Source organism: Mycobacteriales bacterium (assembly GCA_035550055.1).
GTDB lineage: Bacteria > Actinomycetota > Actinomycetes > JAFAQI01 > JAFAQI01 > DASZTV01.
Map to the genome: position 1 here is coordinate 1 of DASZRO010000053.1, position 19,968 is coordinate 19,968.

A 19,968-nucleotide genomic window follows, 5' to 3' on the forward strand; every position below is an offset into this window, starting at 1 on the left:
TGGTGGGCGAGGGGGGAGTTGAACCCCCACGTCCTTACGGACACACGGACCTGAACCGTGCGCGTCTGCCATTCCGCCACTCGCCCGCGGGGACGCTCACGCTAGCACGCAGGTTTGATCAGGCCTTCCCGTTACGATCACGCTCGAGGCGCAGCGCGGCAGGCGCGATGAACCTGTCGTACGTCGCGAGGCGTGCGCCCCGGACAGTCCGGGAAGGGACGCGTCGTGGGAGTCCTGCAAACCTTCGAGCGGCGCCTCGGCGGTCTGGTCGAGGGCGCGTTCGCGCGGGTGTTCAAATCCGAGGTGCAGCCCGCAGAGATCGCGACCGCGTTGCAGCGCGAGTCCGACGACCGCAAGGAGGTCGTCGCGCGTGGCCGGATTCTGGCTCCCAATGCCTACGTGGTCGAGCTCGGCGACCGGGACTTCCATCGCATCGAGGAATGGGCCGAGCCGCTCGGCGAGGAGCTCGCCGCGATGGTCCGCGAGCATGCCGCCGAGCAGGGCTACTCCTTCGTCGGCCCGGTCGTCGTCGGCTTCGAGCAACAGGCCGGCATCGGCACCGGCGTCTTTCGGGTACGCAGCGCGGTGGAGGCCCCCGACGAGCCGGCCGAAGCCGCACCGGTCGCTCGCAAACGGCCGGCCGCGCCCGCCCCGGCCGGCGCCTACCCGCGTCGGCCTCGGCTGCTGGTGGACAGCGCGGCCGAGGACTCGGCGTACTTTTTGACTCACGCTGTCACCGTCATCGGGCGTGCCAGCGACTGTGACCTCCGCCTGGAGGACTCCGGGGTGTCGCGGCGGCACGCCGAGATCCGTTACAGCGACGGCCGGGTGGGCATCGTCGACCTCGGCTCGACGAACGGAATCGCGGTCAACGGCAAGCCGGTCGAGCGCGTGGAGCTGCACGACGGCGACCGACTCGACATCGGTCACTCGACCTTGATCTTCCGGCTCGACGAAGGCTGATCGACGTTGCCGGTCGCCGTCGTCTTCCTGCTCCGCACCGTTGTCCTGATCCTGCTGTGGGGCTTCGTCATCGCCGCGGTCGTGGCAGTGCGTCACGACATCTTCGGCGTCAAACCGAAGCCTGCCCGCGCCACAGCGCCTCCCGCAGCCGCGCCGCCGCCACCCGCGGCGAAGCCGAAACGAGCCCGCGGCGCCCGGGCGTCCAGCGGACCGCCGACCCGGGTGGCGATCGTCGGTGGCCCCCTCGCCGGGCGGACCGTCCCGCTGACCTCTCTTCCCATCACCATCGGACGGGCCGCTGACTCGACGATCACCATCAACGACGACTACGTCTCGCAACGCCATGCCCGGCTCTACCCCGACGGCTCGGCCTGGTTGATCGAGGACCTCGGCTCGACCAACGGCACCGTGCTCGACAACGCGACCGTGACCGCCGCCACCGAAGTGCGCAAGGGCTCACGAATCCAGATCGGCAAGACCGTCCTGGAGCTGCAATGAGTGCCAGTACGGCGGACGGCGGCGGCTGGGACGGTGGCGCCGCCTGGCGCTTCGGAGCGCGCACCGATGTCGGGCTGGTGCGTGACGGCAACGAGGACTCCCTCTACGCCGGCCCGCGGCTGCTCGTCGTTGCCGACGGGGTCGGCGGCTCTGTTGCGGGCGAGATCGCCAGCCGGCTGGCGGTCCAGGCGCTTGCCCCGCTGGACTCCGACACCGCGGTCACCGACCCGCTCGCGTCGCTGCGCAGCGCGGTGCTCCACGCTGACGTCCTGCTCCACGACTCGATCGAGCGCGACCCGCAGCTCGCCGGCATGGGTACGACGCTGACCGCAATCCTCAGCGCGGGCGGCGCGGTAGGCCTGGCGCAGCTCGGCGACTCCCGGGCGTATCTGTTCCGCGGGGGCGAGCTGACCCAGATCTCGAACGACCACACGCTCGTCCAGTCCCTCGTCGACGAGGGACAGATCACCCCCGAAGAGGCACACGTCCATCCGCGTCGCTCCTGGATCCTGCGCGCGCTCGACGGCCGGGGTGAGGCCGAGCCCGACCTGGTGCCGCTCACCCCCGTCGCCGGGGACCGGTACCTGCTGTGCAGTGACGGCCTGTCGGACTACGTCGACGCCTCGGCGATCGCCGCGACCCTCGCCGACGCGAGCCCCCCGCAGCAGACGTGTGACCGGCTGGTCGACCTCGCCCTGCAAGCCGGCGCGCCCGACAACGTGACCTGCATCGTCGCCGAGCCGGTGAATCACGACGACGCGACGAGCACACCGCTCGTCGGTGGCGCCGCGGTCGCGACCGACCGTGAGCCGGCCGCCGCGCCGGGGACGGCCGCCGACCCGCAGCCTCAGCGGCCGTTGCCGTCGCGGGGCGGCGGGATCGGGCGACGACTCGCCGTGGTCGCGGCACTCGTCGTCCTGCTCATCGCGGTCGCGATCGGCGGCACCGCGCTCTACGTGAGCAGCCAGTGGTACGTCGCGAACGACAACGGCACCGTCGCGGTCTACCACGGCGTCCGCGGCGAGTTCGCCGGCGTCTCACTGTCGAAGGTCGACCACGACACCGACCTGCCGACCGATGAGCTGACCGAGTCCGACCGCCCGCTGCTGCACAGCGGCCAGGTGTCGAGCAGCAGCAAGGCGAGCAGCGAAATCGCCACGCTGCGCGGCGACGCCTGCACGGCGTGGTCAGCGGCGCATCCGGCGAAGCCGAGGACGACGAAGAAGCCGGCCAAGCATCGGCACACCGTGCCGCGGCAGCCGGCCGCGCCCTCGGCGCCAGTCCAGCCGAGCTGGTGTCAGACCGGCTGATGGCTGACATCGCTGCGCCGGTCGGCGTCAAGCGGCGAGGCACCGAGCTCGCGTTGATCGGGTTCGGCCTCGTCCTGACGATGGTCGCGTTCACCTCCGCCAGTGCCGCCTACTCCGACAAGCTGCCGAGCGGGCTGGTCAGCGACGGCCTCGGGTTCATCGCGCTCGCCGGTGTCGCCCACCTCGCGGTACGCCGGTTCGCGCCGTACGCCGATCCCGTCCTGCTGCCCGCCGCGGTGGTGCTCAACGGACTCGGCCTGGTGCTGATCCATCGGCTCGACCTGGGCGCGGCGAGCAACGCGAAGGCCGCGGGAACCTCTGCCGGCACCGCCGCCGCGCCCTTGCAGCTCGTCTGGACGATCATCGGCGTCGCGCTGTTCGTCGGTGTGCTCGTCGTGGTCCGGGACCACCGCCGACTCCAGTCGCTGACCTACACCGCCATGGCCGCGGGTCTCGGCCTGCTCGTCCTGCCGGCGCTGCTGCCGGCCAGCCACAGCACCGTCAACGGCGCGCGAATCTGGATCCGCTTCGGAGGCTTCTCCTTCCAGCCGGGCGAGATCGCGAAGCTCGCCCTCGAGGTGTTCTTCGCCGGCTACCTGGTCAGCAAGCGCGACGTCCTCGCCCTCGCCGGACGCAAGGTGATCGGCATCACGCTGCCGCGCGGACGCGACCTCGGTCCCGTGCTCGTCGCCTGGGCGGCGAGCCTGCTGGTGCTGACCCGGGAGAGCGACCTCGGGTCGAGTCTGCTGTTCTTCGGGATCTTCGTCGTCATGCTCTACGTCGCAACCGAACGTCGGTCGTGGCTGCTGATCGGCCTCGCCCTGTTCGCGGTCGGCGCCTTCGCCGCGAACCACTTCATCGGGCACGTCCACGAACGGGTCGAGATCTGGCTGCACCCGCTCAACCCGGCCACGATCACCAACACCAGCTACCAGCTCGCGCAAGGCCTGTTCGGTCAAGCGACCGGCGGGATCTTCGGCACCGGACTCGGGCAGGGCCGGCCCGACATCGTCCCCTACGCCAACACCGACTTCATCGCCTCGACGATCGCTGAGGAGCTCGGCCTGGCCGGCCTGATGGCCGTGCTCGTCATCTACCTGCTGATCGTCATGCGCGGAATCCGCGCCGCCCTCGGCACACGCGACGACTTCGGCAAGCTGCTCGGTGCGGGTCTGGCCTTCGGGCTCGCGTTGCAGGTGTTCGTGCAGGTGGGCGGGGTCACCCGGCTCATCCCGCTCACCGGCCTGACGTTGCCGTTCCTGTCCTACGGCGGGTCGAGCCTGGTGTCGAACTGGATGGTGGTCGCGCTGCTGATCCGGATCAGCGACGCGGCTCGCCGCCCGGCGCCGGACCGACCGGCCGCGCCGGACGAGCACGCAACAGTGGCGATCCGGCTATGAACAGCCCGCGAAGCAACCCGATGAACCGGCCGCTGCGGCACGTCGCCGTCGCCGCGCTGGTGATGTTCGCGGCGCTGCTGATCAACTCCAACGTCGTACAGGTGGGCGAAGCGTCCTCGCTACGCGCCAACCCGCACGACGTGCGGGTGCTGTACGGCGAGTACAGCCGCGATCGCGGGCCGATCGTCGTCGCCGGGAAGGACATCGCGAAGTCGATCGCGACCCACGACACCTTGAAGTACCTGCGGACCTACCCGGGTGGCGCTGCCTACGCGCCGGTGAGCGGGTACTACTCGCTGGTCATCGGCGCCTCGGGCATCGAGCAGGCCGAGGATCCCATCCTGTCCGGCTCCGACGACCGGCTCTTCCTGCACCGGATCTCCGACGAGATCACCGGCAAGAACCCGTCGGGCGGGTCGGTCGTGCTGACCCTGAACCCGGCGGCGCAGCTGGCTGCCTACCGAGGGCTGAGCGGAGTGCGTGGCGCGGTCGTCGCCATGGATCCCTCGACCGGTGCGATCCTCGCACTCGCGACCTCGCCGTCGTACAACCCTTCGCTGTTGTCCTCCCACGACCCGCAGGCGATCACCCGCAACTACCACCGGCTGCTGCACGCACCGGGGGATCCGCTGATCGACCGGGCGTTGTCCGAGACCTACCCGCCGGGCTCGCTGTTCAAGATCGTCACCGCGTCGGCGGCGTTCGGCACCGGCCGGTTCAACCCGCAGACCGTCATCCCGTCGCCCACGCAGCTACGGCTGCCGGATACGGACACCTACATGCAGAACTTCGGCGGCGAGAGCTGCGGCAACGGCAGCACCGACACGATCGCCGACGCTTTCCGGATCTCCTGCAACACCGCCTTCGCCGGTCTCGGGTTGAAGGTCGGCATTCACACCCTCGCCGCGCAGGCGAAGGCGTTCGGAATCGGACAGTCGGAGTCGATCCCGCTCCACGTGGCCGCCAGCCAGTTCGCCTTCGACGCCAACGCGCCGAACACCGCGCTGTCCTCGATCGGTCAGTTCGACGACGCGCTCACCCCGCTGCAAGCGGTGCAGATCGGGGCGGCGATCGCCAACCACGGGGTCGAGATGAAGCCCTACCTCGTCTCGCAGGTGCGCGGCGCCAACGCGCAGGTGCTGTCGCAGACCAAGCCGCAGGAGCTGCGGCAAGCGGTGTCGCCGTCGGTCGCGGACGAGGTCAAGTCGGTGATGGAGCTCGTCGTCGCGTCCGGGACCGGTACGGCGGCGCAGATCCCCGGGGTCACGGTCGCCGGCAAGACCGGCACCGCCCAGCACGGCCTGGCCTCGCAGCACCTCCCGCCCGACGCGTGGTTCGTCGCGTTCGCTCCCGCAGACGCCCCGAAGGTCGCGGTCGCGGTGCTGGTGGAAGACGGCGGCAGCCTGGGCAGCGACGCCACCGGCGGTGCGGTCGCGGCACCGATCGCCCGCTCCGTCATGTGCGCCGTGCTGGGGTGCTCGTGACAGTGCCCGCCGCCATGACCCGAGGCGACTGGTGAGCCAGTCCGACGACGACGTCGTGCCGCTGATGACGTTGGCCGACCGTTTCGTCCTCGTCCAACGGCTTGCTGCCGACGACCGGCACGAGACCTGGCGGGGCCACGACGACCTCGCCGGCCGAGAAGTTGCCGTCACCCGCTATTTCGGGGCGGACGATGCGTGGCTCGCGGCGTTCGACCGTCGGGCGCGTCAGCTCGAAGCGATCGCAGACCCGGGCATCGCGAGCGTCCTCGCCCACGACGTCTCTGATGACCCGCCATGGCTCGCGGCGGCCTACGTCGAGGGCGAGACGGTGACGGCGATCCTGCTCGACCGTGGGCTGGCCACGGACGATGCGCTCGCGGTGATCGGGCAGACGGCGATGGCGCTCGCCGCCGCGCACGGCAGCGGGATCGCGCACGGCCGCCTCGACGGCGACCACATCCAGGTCCGCTCCGACGGGTCGGTGGCGCTGTTCGGGTTCGCGATGCCCGCGCCGCCGGCCGTGGCCGACGACCTGGCGGCCCTCGCGCGGTTGGCGCATGAGCTTCTCGATCGGTCAGCCGCAGACGGCAGCGACGTGGCCGATCTGCTGCGGCTGCTCGACGCGGGCGACTGGACCGACGTCGCCGACGTCGGGCGCACCACGCTGGCGCTCGCGGCGGCTGCTCGGGCCGGCTCGGGGCTGCCGATGCGACCTGCGCTCACCCCGGCGGAGCCCGACGACGAGGCGGCTCAGCCGCGCCGACCGTGGTACGACGAGGCGGAACGCAAGCGGGTACGCAACCGACTGATCGCGCTGGCCGCCATCGTCGTACTCGGCGGCGTGGTCCTGCTGCGGATCGTCGGCGCCGGCGCCGGCCAGACCGCGGTCCCGAGCGTCGTCGGGATCTCCTTCGAGGAGGCCCAGCACGACCTCAACGAGGACGGCCTGCGCGCGAACGAGACGATCACCACCGGTCGTCCCGGCACCGACGGGACCGTCATCGCCCAGGACCCGCCGGCCGGGCAGCGGGTCAAAGTCGGCTCGGTCGTACAGCTCACCGTCGTCGCGCTGGGCTCCGGCTGATGAGGCGTCCGTGGTCTGCATCGCGGCTGGCGTCGGCCGGTAGCGTCGTCGCCGTGCGCGGCCTCGTCATCGATCGGTCGGTCGCTCGTGGCTAGGAAACGGACGTTGATCGCCGACCGCTACGAGATCGGCGAGGTGATCGGCCACGGTGGGATGGCCGAGGTCCACCGCGGTCGCGACGTCCGGCTCGGCCGCCCGGTCGCGATCAAGCTGTTGCGCCGCGACCTGGCCCGCGACCCGGCCTTCCAGGCCCGCTTCCGCCGTGAGGCACAGTCGGCCGCGTCGTTGAACTCACCGTCGATCGTCGCGGTCTACGACACCGGCGAAGGCACCATCGACGGGGTCGCGACGCCGTACATCGTCATGGAGTACGTCGACGGGCGCACGCTGCGCGACATCCTCGCCGCCGAAGGACGGCTGCTACCGCGCCGCGCCCTCGAGATGGCCGCGGCGATATGCGCTGCCCTCGAACAAGCCCACGCGGCCGGCATCGTCCACCGCGACATCAAGCCCGGCAACGTGATGGTCACCGGCTCCGGCGAGGTCAAGGTCACCGACTTCGGCATCGCCCGCGCCTCGACGAGCTCGACCGCCACGATGACCCAGACCGCCGCCGTCGTCGGGACCGCGCACTACCTCTCCCCGGAGCAGGCGCGGGGCGAGCACGTCGACGCCCGCAGCGACATCTACTCCACCGGCTGCCTGCTCTACGAGCTGCTCACCGGCGCTCCCCCGTTCACGGGCGAGTCGGCCGTCGCGGTCGCCTACCAGCACGTGCGCGAGGACCCGGTCCCGCCGTCGTCGGTCGAGCCCGACGTGCCGGCGGCCGCCGATGCGATCGTCCTGGTCGCGATGGCGAAGAATCCAGTCAACCGCTACGGCAGTGCCGCCGAGATGCGGGCGGACATCGAGCGAGCGTTGGCCGGCCGGCCGGTCCACGCCCACCCGGTGTCAGCGGGAAGCGAGCCGACCGGAGCCACGATGTCGCCGACCACCGTCCTGCTGCGTGAGCCTGCCACCCGCCGCCGCGGCGCCGCCTACGCCGCGCTCGCGGTTGCCGCGCTCGCGGTGTTCGTCATCGCGCTGGTCATCGCGCGCAACGTGGTGACCGGCAACGGCGGCGACCTCAACACGCCGGTCCTCGTGGGGCAGTCCTACGCCGACGCGCAGTCGACGTTGGCCGCGCAGGGCCTGCGGGTCGGCACGGTGACCGACGAGTACAGCGCGGCCGAACCCAAGGGCGCGGTCGTCTCGCAAGACCCGCCGGCCGGCATCCTGCTGCGCAAAGGTCAGCCGGTGAACCTGGTCATCTCCGAGGGGATCGAGTACGTCCTGGTCCCCGACGGCATCATCGGGCTGTCGCAGGTCGATGCGACGAGTGCCCTCGAAGCCGCGCACCTCAAGATCGGCCGGGTGATCGAGATGAACTCGGCGGTGCCGGCGGGCCAGGTGCTGGCCACCGACCCGGTCGCGGGCACGTCGATCCCGGCGGGTAGCAAGATCACGCTGACCGTGTCCAACTCGCACGTCAAGGTTCCCGACGTCACGGGCATGGACCAGGCGACCGCCACCGCGCTGCTCCAGCAGGCCGGCTTCCAGGCCGTCGTGAAGCCGACCGCCGTCTACAACCCGAGCAAGGACGGCCAGGTCATCAGCCAGACGCCGGTCGCCGGCACGTACGTCGCCAGCGGCTCGAACGTGACGATCTACGTCGACGAGCTCACACCGACCAGCAGCACGAGCCCGTCGGTCTCGCCGACCGAGTCGCCCGAGCCGGACGAGTCGGGATCTCCGGTCTTCTGACGTTCAGCTCAGGTAGCCGCGGCGGCGAGCGATGGCGACCGCCTCGGTGCGACTTCCGGCGTCGAGCTTGGCGAGCAGGTTCGAGATGTGGACGCTCACCGTCTTCGCGCTGATGAACAGCGCCGCCGCGATGTCACGGTTGCTCCTGCCGGTCGCGACGAGGGTGAGAACCTCCAGCTCCCGGGGCGTGAGCGCGTCGAGATCTCGGACCTTACCGGAGCGAGGCGACTCGCCGGTCAACTCAGAGCTCTGCCCGCGCAGCTCGGCGAGCAGCGCACCTGCCCCCAGCTGAAGTGCTGTCGCGCGCGCCGCGACGCGCTCGGCCTCGGCGCCAGCAGCGTCCCCGGTGGCGGCGAGGACGGCGGCCAGCCGGGCCCGCGAGCGCGCCGCCTCGTAGACGTGGCCGAACGTGTCGAACGCCTCGACCGACTCGCGCCAGCACCCGACCAGTACGCCGGCATCGGGCAGCGGCTCGACACCCGACAACCAGTGCAGCCGGGCGCTTTCGGCTTCCAGCCGCTTCGCCCACGCCTGTCCTTCCGGGCCCGGGTTGACCATGGCCGCGGCGACCTTCCGCGCCTGTGCCGCCACGTCGTCGGCGCAACGCACCAGCTCGGCCCGCTCGCTCGCCGGTGCCGTCGCGGCCGCCGTCGCGATGCACCCGACGAGCAGCGCCGCCAGCCGAACCCGCGCGTTGAATCCCGGCCGCTGCCAGAGCGCACCGACGAAGGCGACGACCTCGTCGTGGACGGCGATCGCCGAAGCGAGCTCGCCCGCCTGACTGTAGAGCTCGATCGCGGCGCTGCCGCTCATCAACGCGACGAGCCCGTCGAGACCCCACCGGGTCCGCAGCTGCGGCAGTGCGGACAGCGCCGCCGTCTCGCCGCGGCTGGCGGCAATGTCCATCCGCACCGCGTCGAACAGCGCCGCGGCGATCTCCGGCGGCTGGCCGGCCTCGGAGTCGACCAGTCGGGAGGCTCTCGTCCAGTCGCCCGCGACGTGGGCGGCGATGGCACCGAACAGCACCGCCTCCATGCCGTACGGCGCCCACTGGCGCCCGAGGGCGTTCGCGCGTTGCGCCGCCCGGTCGAACGCGGCGATCGCCTCGCTCACCCGCCCCTGCCCGTAGAGCAGGCTGCCCATCGTGTAGAGCCCGCGCAGCTCGGCGTAGGACTCCCCGGCCGCTCTCGCGTCGCGCACCGCGGCCTCGACGGTCGCGAGAGCGCCGTGGGAGTCACCGGATCGTTCGCCGATCCGAGCCAGCAGGATGGTGACGTCCGAGACGACGGCCGGCAGCTGAAGCTCACGCGCCATCTGCAGCGCCTCAGCCGCCCATCGGGCGGCCTCGTCGTCGCGAGCCCGGTCGTACATGGCGCGCGCGTGGACGTCGAGGACGTGCGCGTGCAGCGGGCTGGGTGGCTGGTCGCCCATCAACCGCACCGCTTCCGTGGTGAGGCTGATCAGGTCGAGGTTGTGGTCCATGACCAGGGCGGTGGTGGCCAGGCAGTAGATCAGCCTCGCCCGGTCGGTGGCCGGAGCGTCCTCGGGCAGCGCGTTCAGCTCGTCGTAGGCGAGCGCGACGGCGCGCGCGAGATGGCCGGCTGCGGCTGCCGCGTTGCTCGCGCGGACCACCAGGCCGACCCGTTCGATGGGCTCTGCGCCGTCGGTAGCGGCGACCCGCGCCGCCACCTCGCGGTCTTCCAGCAACTCGAGCGCTCGCTCGAAGTGGCGGATCGCCTCCTCGGGGCCGCCGACGGCCATCGCCTCGCGGCCGGCCTGCACGCTCGCTCGCGTCGCGGTGACGAGGTCGTGCGATGCCCAGGCGTGGCGGGACAGCTCCGCGGCCGACCCGTCGACGGCGCCACTGGCCAGCGCTTCGGCGTACGCCGCGTGCAGCCGGACCCGCTCCCCGGGCAGCAGGTCCTGGTAGATCGCCTCGGCGAGCAACGCGTGACGGAACGCGTAATGCTCGCCGTCCGCCGAGACCAGGATGTTGGCCTCGACTGCCGCCCGCACCGCGGCGTCGAGTGCTCCGGGGTCGAGGTCGGTCCCGCTGGTCAGCAGCTGGTGGGAGACCCGCCGGCCCGCGACGCTCGCCGCTCGCACGACCAGGCGAGCCTCGTCGTGCAGCTGCTCGAGGCGCACCAGCAGCAGGTCGGCCAGGTCGATCGGCAACCGGCCGTCGCCGGTGGTCGCAGCCGCCACCAGCTCCTCGATGAAGAACGGGTTGCCCTCGGCGCGGGCGAGGATCCGCCGTACGTCACGTTCGCTGATCGTCTCCGGCTGCAGCGTCTGCACGAGGGACCGGGCGTCGCTGCTGGCCAGTGGGCCGAGCTGGAGCCGCGCGACTGCCGGCAGCCGCGACCACTCCGCCAGCGTGGCGCGCAGCGGGTGGCGGCGGTTCAGGTCGTCGCTGCGGTAGGTCGCCAGCAGCGTGACCGGCCGGTCGAACCCGCGAGCGAACAGCCAGTGCAGCAAGTCCCGAGTGGACTGGTCGGCCCAGTGCAGGTCCTCGATCACGAACAGCAGCGGCGCGTCCGCGGCCAGCGTGCACAGGCTGTCGTGGACCGCCTCGAGCAACGCCGCGCGCCGCGTCGGCTCTTCGGAGACCTCCGTCTCGGTCAGCAGCCGGTGCGAAGGGTGCAACCGCTCGATGGCCGGGCTCGCTTCGACCAGCGATCGCACCAGCGCGGGCTGCTCGCCGGCGAGCCGCCCGAGCGCCTCGCTGAACGGCAGGTACGGCGGCGAGCCGTCGCCGAAGTCGAGGCAGTGGCCGAGCAGCACCCGCCATTGCGCAGCGAGGGCGCGCTCGGCGATCTCCTTGGTCAGCCGCGTCTTGCCCGACCCGGCGTCCCCGCCCAGCAGGACGACCCGGCCTGCGCCGGAGCCGCCGCCGGTCGCTGCGGTGAGGCCGACGAGGGCAGCCAGCTCCGCCAGCTCGCCGGCCCGGCCGACGAGCGGTGCGTCCGCCCCGATCGCCACCCGCTCATCATCGCCGCTGCCCACCACGGATTTGTTCGCCGGCGATCAACTCCGGCCGACGAGCTTGTACGGCGCGCCCAGCGGCAGCGTCGGAGCGGAGAGGGCGGCCGGGTTGGGGACCGGCCGCCGCCTCCAGCTCAGCAGCGGACGCCGGCGGGGCCGGCGTACGCCAGATCGGACGCGCGGTTGGTAGCTGTCCTTGATCCGTTGAATGCGGTAGTCGAGCTCTGCCTGCATGAACGCCGGTGGGACCGAGCCGATCATCTCCGGTCGCCTTCTCTCTCGCTGCGGGGTATGCGTTCACAATCCGCTGCTGAGGAGGGTCACCACATCGGTAGGAATCCCTATCTTGTGAACAACCCGGGCATCCCTACGGTCTTAGCCGGCGGCGTCGCCGCGCGGGGTTGGCCTAAGCCACCGAGGCGCGCTGCCGTTCGAGTCGCTGGGCGAGGTCCTCGACCCGGTCGCCGGCGCTGGCGTCACCGCAGACCGCCAGCCAGTTCGCGAGCATGCGATGGCCGCCTTGGGTGAGCACGGACTCGGGGTGGAACTGCACCCCTTCGACGGGATGGTCGCGGTGGCGCAAACCCATCACGATGCTGCCGGTGCGCGCCGTCACCTCGAGCTCGGCAGGCAGCCCGTCCTCCAGCACGGTCAGCGAGTGGTAGCGGGTGGCGGTGCAGGGGTCGGGGACGCCGGCGAACACCCCGGCGCCACCGTGGGTGACCTCGCTGGTCTTGCCGTGGAGCAGCTCGGGGGCCCGCTCGACCACACCGCCGTACGCGACGCCGATCGCCTGATGGCCCAGGCACACCCCGAAAACCGGCAGCGTCGGGCCGTAGGCCTTGATCACCTCGATGCAGCACCCGGCGTCCTCAGGCCGACCCGGTCCGGGTGAGAGCAGCACGCCGTCGACCTCGCCGAAGAGCGGGTCGCCTACCTCAATCGCGTCGTTGCGGCGTACCTCGACCTCAGCGCCCAGCTGCTGCAGGTACTGCACCAGGTTGAACACGAAGCTGTCGTAGTTGTCCACGACGAGGATCCGGCTCACCCGCCCAGCCTCTCACCACCCCCGAGCGCACGGCACATGGATATCGCGACAGCGGTACGCAGGTGCCATCCGCTCGCCTCAGGGGTGCGGGGTCGACGTGGTGTCGACCGTCACGTGGTTGAACGGCAGCTTCGGGCTCACCCACGGAAAGACAACGAGGAACAGCACCACGACCACGGCCGCGACGAGCAGGAGGGCGCCGAGCAGCTTCGCCGGTACGCCGCCCGGCAGCTTGCGCCAGATCCAGCCGTACATCAGCCGCTCACCACGCCGCCGTCGCGCAGCGCAGGCGGCAGCCCCGCCGAGCGCGGCTGCGAATCGGTGAGCAGCGCGTGGATGACGATGCGCTGGGCCGCGGAGTAGCGCGGGTTGCAGGAGGTGAACGTGAGGACCTTCTCGGTCGGGGTGGCCTGCGCATCCGGCTGGTCGGGGACGGGGTAGGACACCGCGATGTCGTCCGGAGAGACGATCTCCTGGTACTTCGCCGTCGTGCCGGGGATGTTCTCGACGGTGTAGGTCAGCCAGCGGGTACGCGTCTCGATCACGATGGGGTCGCCCGCCCGCAGCTCGTTGATGTTGTAGAAGGGGTGCAGGTACGTCGTCCGGTGGCCGGCCACGGTGAAGTTGCCGAGCTGGCCCGGCATTGCGGTGTCCACGTAGTGACCGGGGCCCTTCTCCAAATCGGCGGTCGAGGTCCCCTGCACAATCACGAAGTCGTACTTCGGACCGAACCGCGGGATCCGCAGGATCGCGATGCCCGAGCCCAGCGGCGGGTTCGCCAGCGTGATCCCGTGCTGCCACTGCTGCTGCAACGTGGTGTGCAGCTGGTGCTGGTCGCGCTTGGTCGTGAAGCCGGTCCACCACAGCTCGTAGACGACGAAGAGCAGGATGACCAGACCGCCGGTGATGAACAGCTGGCCGACGCCCCGCACGAGCGTGCGCCAGTAGCCCACGCCACTACGCTAGATGCTGAACCAGCCCCGAGAAGCCATCTCGAGCGAGCCAGGAGAGTCCGTGCCCAAGTCGAAGGTCCGCGCCAAAGCGGCCTACACGCCGCCCCCCACCCGCTCCGCGAAGAAGCGGGTGAGCCCACCGTGGGTCGGCGCCTCGATGCTCGGCTGCTTCCTCGTCGGCATCGTCTGGCTGGTGCTGTTCTACGTCACCGGCGGCTCGTTGCCGATCAAGGCGCTGTCGAACTGGAACCTGCTGATCGGCTTCGGCTTCATCATCGCCGGCTTCGGCATCTCGACCCAGTGGCGATAGCCGTCCGACACCGGCGTAGTCACACCGCTGTGATTAACCCACAGCCCCCATCCACAATGTGGACGACTGGGTTGTGCCCCACAGCGGCGTAGTCATGCCGCTCTACCTGTTCCGATGTACGGCGTGTGACGCCGAGCACGAAGCGCTGCTCGGCCTCGGCGAGACCGGCGACCGGGACTGTCCGGAGTGCGGCGGCACGGCCAAGCACCGGTTCGCGCGGATCGCGGTGAAGTACGAAGGCTGGGGCTTCACCGCGACCGACTCCCTCGTCAGCGACACCAAGGGCAAGGACTTCAAAGCGATCCGAAGCAAGGCCGAGGAAATCAGCGACGGCTGAATCCGGTCCGCAAGAAAACACAAACGTGGCAGGAGCGACGTTCTCACCAGCTAAGACCCTTGCGAGAACGCCCATCCGCAACATTTGTGTGTTCTTAGGTACGACGAAGAGACCGCAGCGGCTGCGGGTGCTGTCCGAGACGCGGCGGGCGACAGCCCGCAGCGGCGTGGGCGACGAGCACGCGCGAAGCGCGGCGAACGAGCCCTAGCCGCGGAGGGATGTCGCCCGCCGCGTCAGACAGAACCGGTTAGAGCAGTTCGAGGATCGTGGCGTTGGCCATGCCGCCGCCTTCGCACATGCTCTGCAGGCCGTACTTGATGCCGTTGTCGACCATGTGGTGGACCAGCCGCGTCATAAGGACCGCCCCGGAGCCACCGAGCGGGTGACCGATCGCGATCGCCCCGCCGAGCGGGTTGAGCGACTTCTCGTTGGCGCCGGTCTCCTTCAGCCACGCCATCGGGACCGGCGCGAAGGCCTCGTTGATCTCGAACGCGCCGATGTCGTCGATCTTCAGCCCCGAGCGCGACAGCGCCTTGGCGGTGGCCGGGATCGGCGCGGTCAGCATGATGACCGGGTCGTCGCCCGCGAGGGCGAACGTGTGAAGGCGGACCAGCGGCTTGAGGCCGAGCTCGGCGGCCTTCTCGCTGGTCGTGATCAGCAGGGCGCCGGAACCGTCGGAGATCTGCGAGGAGTTGCCGGCGGTGATGACGCCGTCCTCGCGGAAGGCCGTCTTGAGGCCGGCCAGCTTCTCGACGGTGCTCTCCGGGCGGATGCCCTCGTCGGCTTCGAGCCCGGTGCCGGGCACCACGGCGTACTGCTTGGCGAACGCCCCGGACGCGACCGCCGCGGCAGCCTTCTCGTGCGAGCCGACCGAGAACTCGTCGACCTGCTGGCGCGAAAAGCCCCAGCGCTCGGCGATCATCTCAGCGCCCAGGCCCTGGTTGATCTGCTGTCCTTCGTAGCGGGCGAAGAACTTCGGCCCCATCGGGAAGCCGACGTCGGCACCGACCGAGGACCCCATCGGGACCCGGGTCATGACCTCGACCCCGCCCGCGACGGCGACGTCGTACTGGCCCGACAACACCCCGGCGGCAGCGAAGTGCACCGCCTGCTGACTCGAACCGCACTGGCGGTCGACGGTCGTGCCGGGGACCGACTCCGGCCAGCCCGCGGCGAGGACCGCGTTGCGGCCGACGTTCATCGTCTGCTCGCCCACCTGGCTCACGCAGCCCCAGATGACGTCGTCGACGACGGCCCGGTCGATGCCGGTGCGCTCCTGGAGCGACTCGAGGATGTGGGCCGACAGATCGACCGGGTGGACGTCCTTGTACGCGCCGTTACGGCGACCCACCGGGGTCCGGACCGCTTCGACGATGACCGCGTCACGCATGCTGCGCCTCCTGGCGGGATGCCGGTTGAGTCCGGGCTAGTCCCGGCTCCTGCGGGTGATCCTAAGACCTACAACCGAACGTCGTTCTGTGATGTTCCCGACGCTGGAGCGCTGCGCTCACACGCCTGGCTGCTGGACGACGCAGAACTGCTCACCCTGCGCGGTCACGATGTCCGGGCACTTGTCGTAGGTGTGGCGCGCCGCGAAGAACCCGGTCACCGCGAGCACGGCGGCGACGACCCCGACTCCGGCCGCCTGGATCCGGTCCCGCGCCGGACCCTTGGGCGCGTAGGCGTAGATCGCGGCGATCACCGCGCCGATGATCAACCCACCGACGTGGCCACGCCAGTCGATGTTCGACACCGAGAAGGTGAAGATCAGGTTGAACACGATCGTGGCGGCGATCGAGCCGGTCTGCAGGTTGAGGTGACGGGCGACGACGTAGAGCGCCGCGAACAACCCGAAGATCGCCCCGGAGGCGCCCGCCGCCTGCTCGTTGAACGGGCCGAACGCGAGCGACAGGATGCTGCCGCCGATGCCCGCCAGCACGTAGAGCCCCGCGTAGCGCAGCCGGCCGAGGACCGCCTCGAGCTGCGGGCCGACCATCCACAACGCGAACATGTTGAACCCGATGTGCAGGATCCCGTAGTGCAGGAACGCCGCGGTGATCAGCCGATACCACTGGCCGTGCGCGACCTGGATCGGGACGAGCGCGAACCGGTCGTAGATCGTCGAACTTCCGGTGTCACCGGTGATCGGGTTGGCCCCGCTCGCCGTCGTGGCAATGAACACCGCGACGTTCAGCGCGATCAGGATGCGGGTGACGAGCGCCGGCGGGGAACCCGAGTACACCCGGCCGCCGTAGACGGTGCGCGCACTCCTGGTGGTACGCCGGCCCTGGGCGACACATTCCGGGCAGTGGAAGCCGACCGAGGCCGGGATCATGCAGTCGGTGCAGATCGGGCGGTCGCAGCGGTTGCACCGGATCGCGGTGATCTCCTCCGGATGGCGGTAGCAGTGCGCGAACGGCGGTGCCGCTTGACCGGACTCGCTCAGCTGGCCACCCGCTCGACGGTCACCTTCTCGACGACGACGTCCGTCGTCGGGCGGTCCATCGCACCGGTCGGCGTCGTCGCGATCCGGTCGACGACGTCGCGACTGGCCTGGTCGGCCACCTCACCGAAGATCGTGTGCTTGCCGGTCAGCCAGCCGGTGGCGTCGACGGTGATGAAGAACTGGGAGCCGTTCGTGCCGGGTCCGGCGTTGGCCATCGCGAGCAGGTAGGGCCTGGTGAAGGCGAGCTCAGGGTGGATCTCGTCGTTGAAGCGGTAGCCCGGGCCCCCGGTACCGGTGCCGAGCGGGTCGCCGCCCTGGATCATGAAGCCGCTGATCACGCGATGGAAGATCGTGCCGTCATAGAGCGGCTTCTTCGATCGCTCTCCGGTGCTCGGGTCGACCCATTCCCGGGTGCCTTCAGCGAGCTCGACGAAGTTCGCGACCGTCTTCGGCGCGTGATTCGGAAAAAGTTGAACTCGGACGTCACCGAGCGTGGTCGAAATCGTTGCGTAGATGTCCTCGGCCACAGTTCCTCGATCCGATGGTGACGCCGCGATTTGCGGATAACGCCATCCTTGCACGAGGTGTTGATCTGCCGAGAGCGGGCGATCCGGTCCGCTCTGAGGCGTAGTCATTTGTGACTACTTGCCATTGCTCTGCGCACACGTCCTTGTCGCGTCATTGCCGGTGCGATCGGTCATTTCACGCGTACGCGGCATGTCCGGACACGTGGTGGGAGAACTCTCGCGAATCGGACTGCGGGCTAGTCAAAAAGGACCACCGCAAACCATCCCGACTCGTCATGCGCGCGCGCATTGCGTTTGTCGATCCTTTGAAGGACGCCGGATCCACGGAGTCGACTCACGCGAAGGGAAGTCCCATGCACCACATGTACGCAGCGATCGCGCGCCTTCGGGGCACGTTCAGCGGCAATGACGACCGCGGGGCGACCGCCGTCGAGTACGGCCTCATGGTCGCGCTGATCGCCGCCGCTATCGCGGGGATTGTCTACGTCCTCGGTCAGTCGTTGAACACCAAGTTCAACGGCGTGAACACCTGCATCAACAACGCCCAGAACTGCAACAGCCAGGGTCAGGTCGGCTAACCGCCACACCCCCCAGCAAGTCCATCGCGGTGGTGCGCGGCCGGCTTCGGTCGCAGCCGCGTACCACCGCCTCGGGAAAGGCCACATCGTGCGAGCGACTCAGCGGGAGAGGCGGGATCACGGCGCCGTCGCCGTGTTGACCGCGATCGTCCTCGCCTTCGCCATGCTCCCGGCGCTGGCTCTCGGGACCGGCAGCTACGTCCGGTCCTCGACCGCGACCGAGCTCCAGCGAGCCGGTGACGGCGGCGCCCTCGCGGGCGCGGCTCAGATTCCGCTGGGCGACACGACGTTCGTCACCGACTACGTCAACCAGATCACGGGCAACGGGCTCGCGACGACGCTGAACGCGCTCGGCCTCAACGACCCGAACGCTCCCGATCCCCTCGTCCAGGCCTGCAAGGTCGCAACCGCCGACGCCGGCAACACCGACAACCTCGGTCACGCCTACGCCTCCGGAACCACCTGCAACGCGAAGTACCTGCCGAACGACAGCGTGATCAGCCAGCTGACCAGCTGCGTCGCCGGACTCTCGCCCGACAACCTCACCGGTGGCCTGATCGGCCTGCTCAACGGCCTGCTCGGCTCACTCGGCCTCGACGGACTGGACTCGACCCTCGGCTCGCTGCTGCCGGCTCTGCTCGACCCGGGCGTCGAGGTGGACATGAAGTGGCACGTCGACGCGCCGTTCGACTCGATCTTCGGCTCCAGCGGGAGCGACCAGACCACGAAGTCGATCGCGCGACGCCGCTTCAAGAACATCCTCGTGATCCCGGTGGTGAACCTCCCGACCGGCGGATCGAACCTCACCATCAACGCCAACACCGCGTTGCAGCCGCTGACGCAGACCGTCTTCCAGACGCTGACCAACCTCGAGTCGCTGCTCAGCACCTTGTCCAGCAACATCCTGCTGCGCACGCTGGCGCCCGGCCTCAACAACTGCGTCAGCGCGCTGCAGAACGTGCAGGGCGACCTCGAGGACCTGCTCGATCCGCCGAGCAGCGGCCCCGACCTCACCAACCTGTTGACGCAAGCGGCGGAGAGCAACACTCCGGTGCTCGCACTCGTCGAAGGCACGAACATCCCGTTCCTCGACTTCGTCCAGGTGTGCATCCCGAACGCCACCAACCCGTTGAACGCGGTCGTCGCGACAGCTACCAACCTCGGTTGCCTGCTCGACGCGCCCGGCGTCTTCCGAGCCTCGTTGAGGAACTCGTGATGCGCCGGCCCACAGACGCCGTGGTGCTCCCGGACATCCCGCTGACCAGGAGCACCACGGTTCACAACCAGCCGCTGGTCAAGCGACTGCGCGCCGCGGCGAAGCGCGATGACGGCGCCACCGCCCTCGAGTTCGCGATCGTGCTGCCGGTCGTCGTCGCCGTGATGTTCTTCGCGCTGTACGGCGCGATGTACTTCTTCTACGGGGCGATCGCCGACCACGTCGCACGCACCGTCGCTCGCGAGGTCTCGATCCCCATCGCCGGCAACTCCGACTACCCGGACGAGCACAGCGGCATGGTGGCGGCCGACGCCAACTCGGCGGCCGGGTCGCTGATGCCCAACCCGACGAGCGTGACCACCTCTTCGCAGCCGTCCACCGGCAACCCGGAGCAGGGCGACTTCGTCACCGTGACGGTCACCTACAAGCTGCCCCTGCTCGACCAGCTCGGCTCGGTGATTCCGGGGCTGTCCTCGATCGACACGATGACCCGCTCCGCGTCGGAGCGTCGACAGTGATCCGCCACTACGCCGGCAAGCGGTCGCGGCGGGACGCGCACCGCACCACGAACCGGGACGCCGGCGTTGCCGCGCTCGAGTTCGCGCTGATCTTCGGCCTGCTGATGTCCGTCGTGGCATTGGTGTGGCCGCTGGGCGAGGCCTTGCTGCAGAAGATGCAGCTCGACCGCGCGATGTCTGACGTCATCCGTTACGCGACGGCGGCGCCCGACAGCCCTGAGTACGACCCGGACGGCACCGTGGACAACCCCACGGACAGCCGCCGGCCGAGTTGCACCCAGGTCACGAACGAGTTCTACCGAGCCGTAGGCGACAGCCCATCGTCCGCCTACACGATCACCATCCCGACCTGTCCGCTGAACGCGGACTCGGGCCAGACCGTGACCGTCACGGTCAGCAAGACCGTAAGTCTCGGTCCGCTCGGCGACCTGCTGAGCATTGCCGGCATCACCCATTCATCGAGCGTCACCGTCTCAGCGGCCGCCTCCGGGCGTGAGGAGTAACAGAA

General features: G+C 70.0%; 21 protein-coding genes and 1 tRNA gene. 13 read left to right on the plus strand and 9 right to left on the minus strand.

Annotation, left to right across the window (positions count from 1 at the left end; genetic code table 11):
- Window positions 1–86 (minus strand) — tRNA-Leu (locus VG899_08440).
- A gap of 139 nt (window positions 87–225) precedes the next feature.
- Between VG899_08440 and VG899_08445 the strand changes: the two genes are divergently transcribed.
- From VG899_08445 to pknB, 7 genes are all read left to right on the plus strand, one after another.
- Window positions 226–963 (plus strand): DUF3662 and FHA domain-containing protein, encoded by a 738-nt coding sequence (locus VG899_08445; protein HWA66382.1) that lies wholly within the window; start codon window positions 226–228, stop codon window positions 961–963.
- Window positions 964–969: 6 nt separating this feature from the next.
- The gene (locus VG899_08450) at window positions 970–1,461 is read left to right on the plus strand and encodes an FHA domain-containing protein (protein HWA66383.1); all 492 of its coding nucleotides are present in this window, start codon (window positions 970–972) and stop codon (window positions 1,459–1,461) included.
- On the plus strand, window positions 1,458–2,771 hold the full coding sequence (locus tag VG899_08455; protein ID HWA66384.1) for a PP2C family serine/threonine-protein phosphatase: 1,314 nt from the start codon (window positions 1,458–1,460) through the stop codon (window positions 2,769–2,771). The genes VG899_08450 and VG899_08455 overlap by 4 nt, the downstream gene beginning before the upstream one ends.
- Window positions 2,771–4,171, plus strand: a complete 1,401-nt coding sequence (locus tag VG899_08460; GenBank protein ID HWA66385.1) for an FtsW/RodA/SpoVE family cell cycle protein — start codon at window positions 2,771–2,773, stop codon at window positions 4,169–4,171. Before VG899_08455 ends, VG899_08460 begins: the two co-directional genes overlap by 1 nt.
- Entirely contained in the window at window positions 4,168–5,655 is a 1,488-nt protein-coding gene (locus tag VG899_08465; protein ID HWA66386.1) for a penicillin-binding protein 2, read from the plus strand. Before VG899_08460 ends, VG899_08465 begins: the two co-directional genes overlap by 4 nt.
- A 31-nt stretch (window positions 5,656–5,686) precedes the next feature.
- Window positions 5,687–6,739 carry a PASTA domain-containing protein gene (locus VG899_08470; protein ID HWA66387.1) on the plus strand — a complete coding sequence of 351 codons (1,053 nt, stop codon included), beginning with the start codon at window positions 5,687–5,689 and terminating at the stop codon, window positions 6,737–6,739.
- Window positions 6,740–6,844: 105 nt separating this feature from the next.
- Window positions 6,845–8,542 (plus strand): Stk1 family PASTA domain-containing Ser/Thr kinase, encoded by a 1,698-nt coding sequence (gene pknB, locus VG899_08475; GenBank protein ID HWA66388.1) that lies wholly within the window; start codon window positions 6,845–6,847, stop codon window positions 8,540–8,542.
- 3 nt (window positions 8,543–8,545) lie between these two features.
- Here the strand turns inward: pknB and VG899_08480 are convergent, their stop codons facing one another.
- From VG899_08480 to VG899_08500, 5 genes are all read right to left on the minus strand, one after another.
- Window positions 8,546–11,524: an AAA family ATPase gene (locus VG899_08480; GenBank protein HWA66389.1), complete on the minus strand. Its 2,979-nt coding sequence runs from the start codon at window positions 11,522–11,524 to the stop codon at window positions 8,546–8,548.
- Between the two features lie 45 nt (window positions 11,525–11,569).
- A complete protein-coding gene (locus VG899_08485) occupies window positions 11,570–11,788 on the minus strand; it encodes a hypothetical protein (GenBank protein ID HWA66390.1) in 219 nt (72 codons plus the stop codon).
- Between the two features lie 145 nt (window positions 11,789–11,933).
- Window positions 11,934–12,575, minus strand: coding sequence for an aminodeoxychorismate/anthranilate synthase component II (locus VG899_08490; protein HWA66391.1), 642 nt, complete (start codon window positions 12,573–12,575; stop codon window positions 11,934–11,936).
- 78 nt (window positions 12,576–12,653) lie between these two features.
- A complete protein-coding gene (locus VG899_08495) occupies window positions 12,654–12,830 on the minus strand; it encodes a hypothetical protein (GenBank protein ID HWA66392.1) in 177 nt (58 codons plus the stop codon).
- Window positions 12,830–13,528, minus strand: coding sequence for a class E sortase (locus VG899_08500; protein ID HWA66393.1), 699 nt, complete (start codon window positions 13,526–13,528; stop codon window positions 12,830–12,832). Before VG899_08500 ends, VG899_08495 begins: the two co-directional genes overlap by 1 nt.
- Before the next feature lie 61 nt (window positions 13,529–13,589).
- Here VG899_08500 and crgA point away from each other — a divergent pair, with 61 nt between their 5' ends.
- Together crgA and VG899_08510 are read left to right on the plus strand one after the other, a co-directional pair.
- Window positions 13,590–13,838: a cell division protein CrgA gene (crgA, locus tag VG899_08505; protein HWA66394.1), complete on the plus strand. Its 249-nt coding sequence runs from the start codon at window positions 13,590–13,592 to the stop codon at window positions 13,836–13,838.
- Between the two features lie 94 nt (window positions 13,839–13,932).
- Window positions 13,933–14,175: an FmdB family zinc ribbon protein gene (locus VG899_08510; protein HWA66395.1), complete on the plus strand. Its 243-nt coding sequence runs from the start codon at window positions 13,933–13,935 to the stop codon at window positions 14,173–14,175.
- 247 nt (window positions 14,176–14,422) lie between these two features.
- Here VG899_08510 and VG899_08515 read toward each other — a convergent pair whose 3' ends face one another.
- From VG899_08515 to VG899_08525, 3 genes are all read right to left on the minus strand, one after another.
- A complete protein-coding gene (locus VG899_08515; GenBank protein HWA66396.1) occupies window positions 14,423–15,565 on the minus strand; it encodes an acetyl-CoA C-acyltransferase in 1,143 nt (380 codons plus the stop codon).
- Between the two features lie 117 nt (window positions 15,566–15,682).
- Complete coding sequence (locus VG899_08520) at window positions 15,683–16,510, minus strand: rhomboid family intramembrane serine protease (GenBank protein HWA66397.1); 828 nt, start codon at window positions 16,508–16,510, stop codon at window positions 15,683–15,685.
- 107 nt (window positions 16,511–16,617) lie between these two features.
- Entirely contained in the window at window positions 16,618–17,136 is a 519-nt protein-coding gene (locus VG899_08525) for a peptidylprolyl isomerase (protein ID HWA66398.1), read from the minus strand.
- Between the two features lie 374 nt (window positions 17,137–17,510).
- Between VG899_08525 and VG899_08530 the strand changes: the two genes are divergently transcribed.
- The 4 genes from VG899_08530 (at window position 17,511) to VG899_08545 (ending at window position 19,963) form a co-directional block, all read left to right on the plus strand.
- Window positions 17,511–17,726 (plus strand): Flp family type IVb pilin, encoded by a 216-nt coding sequence (locus VG899_08530; protein HWA66399.1) that lies wholly within the window; start codon window positions 17,511–17,513, stop codon window positions 17,724–17,726.
- An 88-nt stretch (window positions 17,727–17,814) separates the two neighbouring features.
- Window positions 17,815–18,942 (plus strand): hypothetical protein, encoded by a 1,128-nt coding sequence (locus tag VG899_08535; protein HWA66400.1) that lies wholly within the window; start codon window positions 17,815–17,817, stop codon window positions 18,940–18,942.
- On the plus strand, window positions 18,942–19,460 hold the full coding sequence (locus VG899_08540; GenBank protein ID HWA66401.1) for a TadE/TadG family type IV pilus assembly protein: 519 nt from the start codon (window positions 18,942–18,944) through the stop codon (window positions 19,458–19,460). Before VG899_08535 ends, VG899_08540 begins: the two co-directional genes overlap by 1 nt.
- Complete coding sequence (locus VG899_08545; GenBank protein ID HWA66402.1) at window positions 19,457–19,963, plus strand: hypothetical protein; 507 nt, start codon at window positions 19,457–19,459, stop codon at window positions 19,961–19,963. The genes VG899_08540 and VG899_08545 overlap by 4 nt, the downstream gene beginning before the upstream one ends.
- Window positions 19,964–19,968 lie beyond the last annotated feature (5 nt).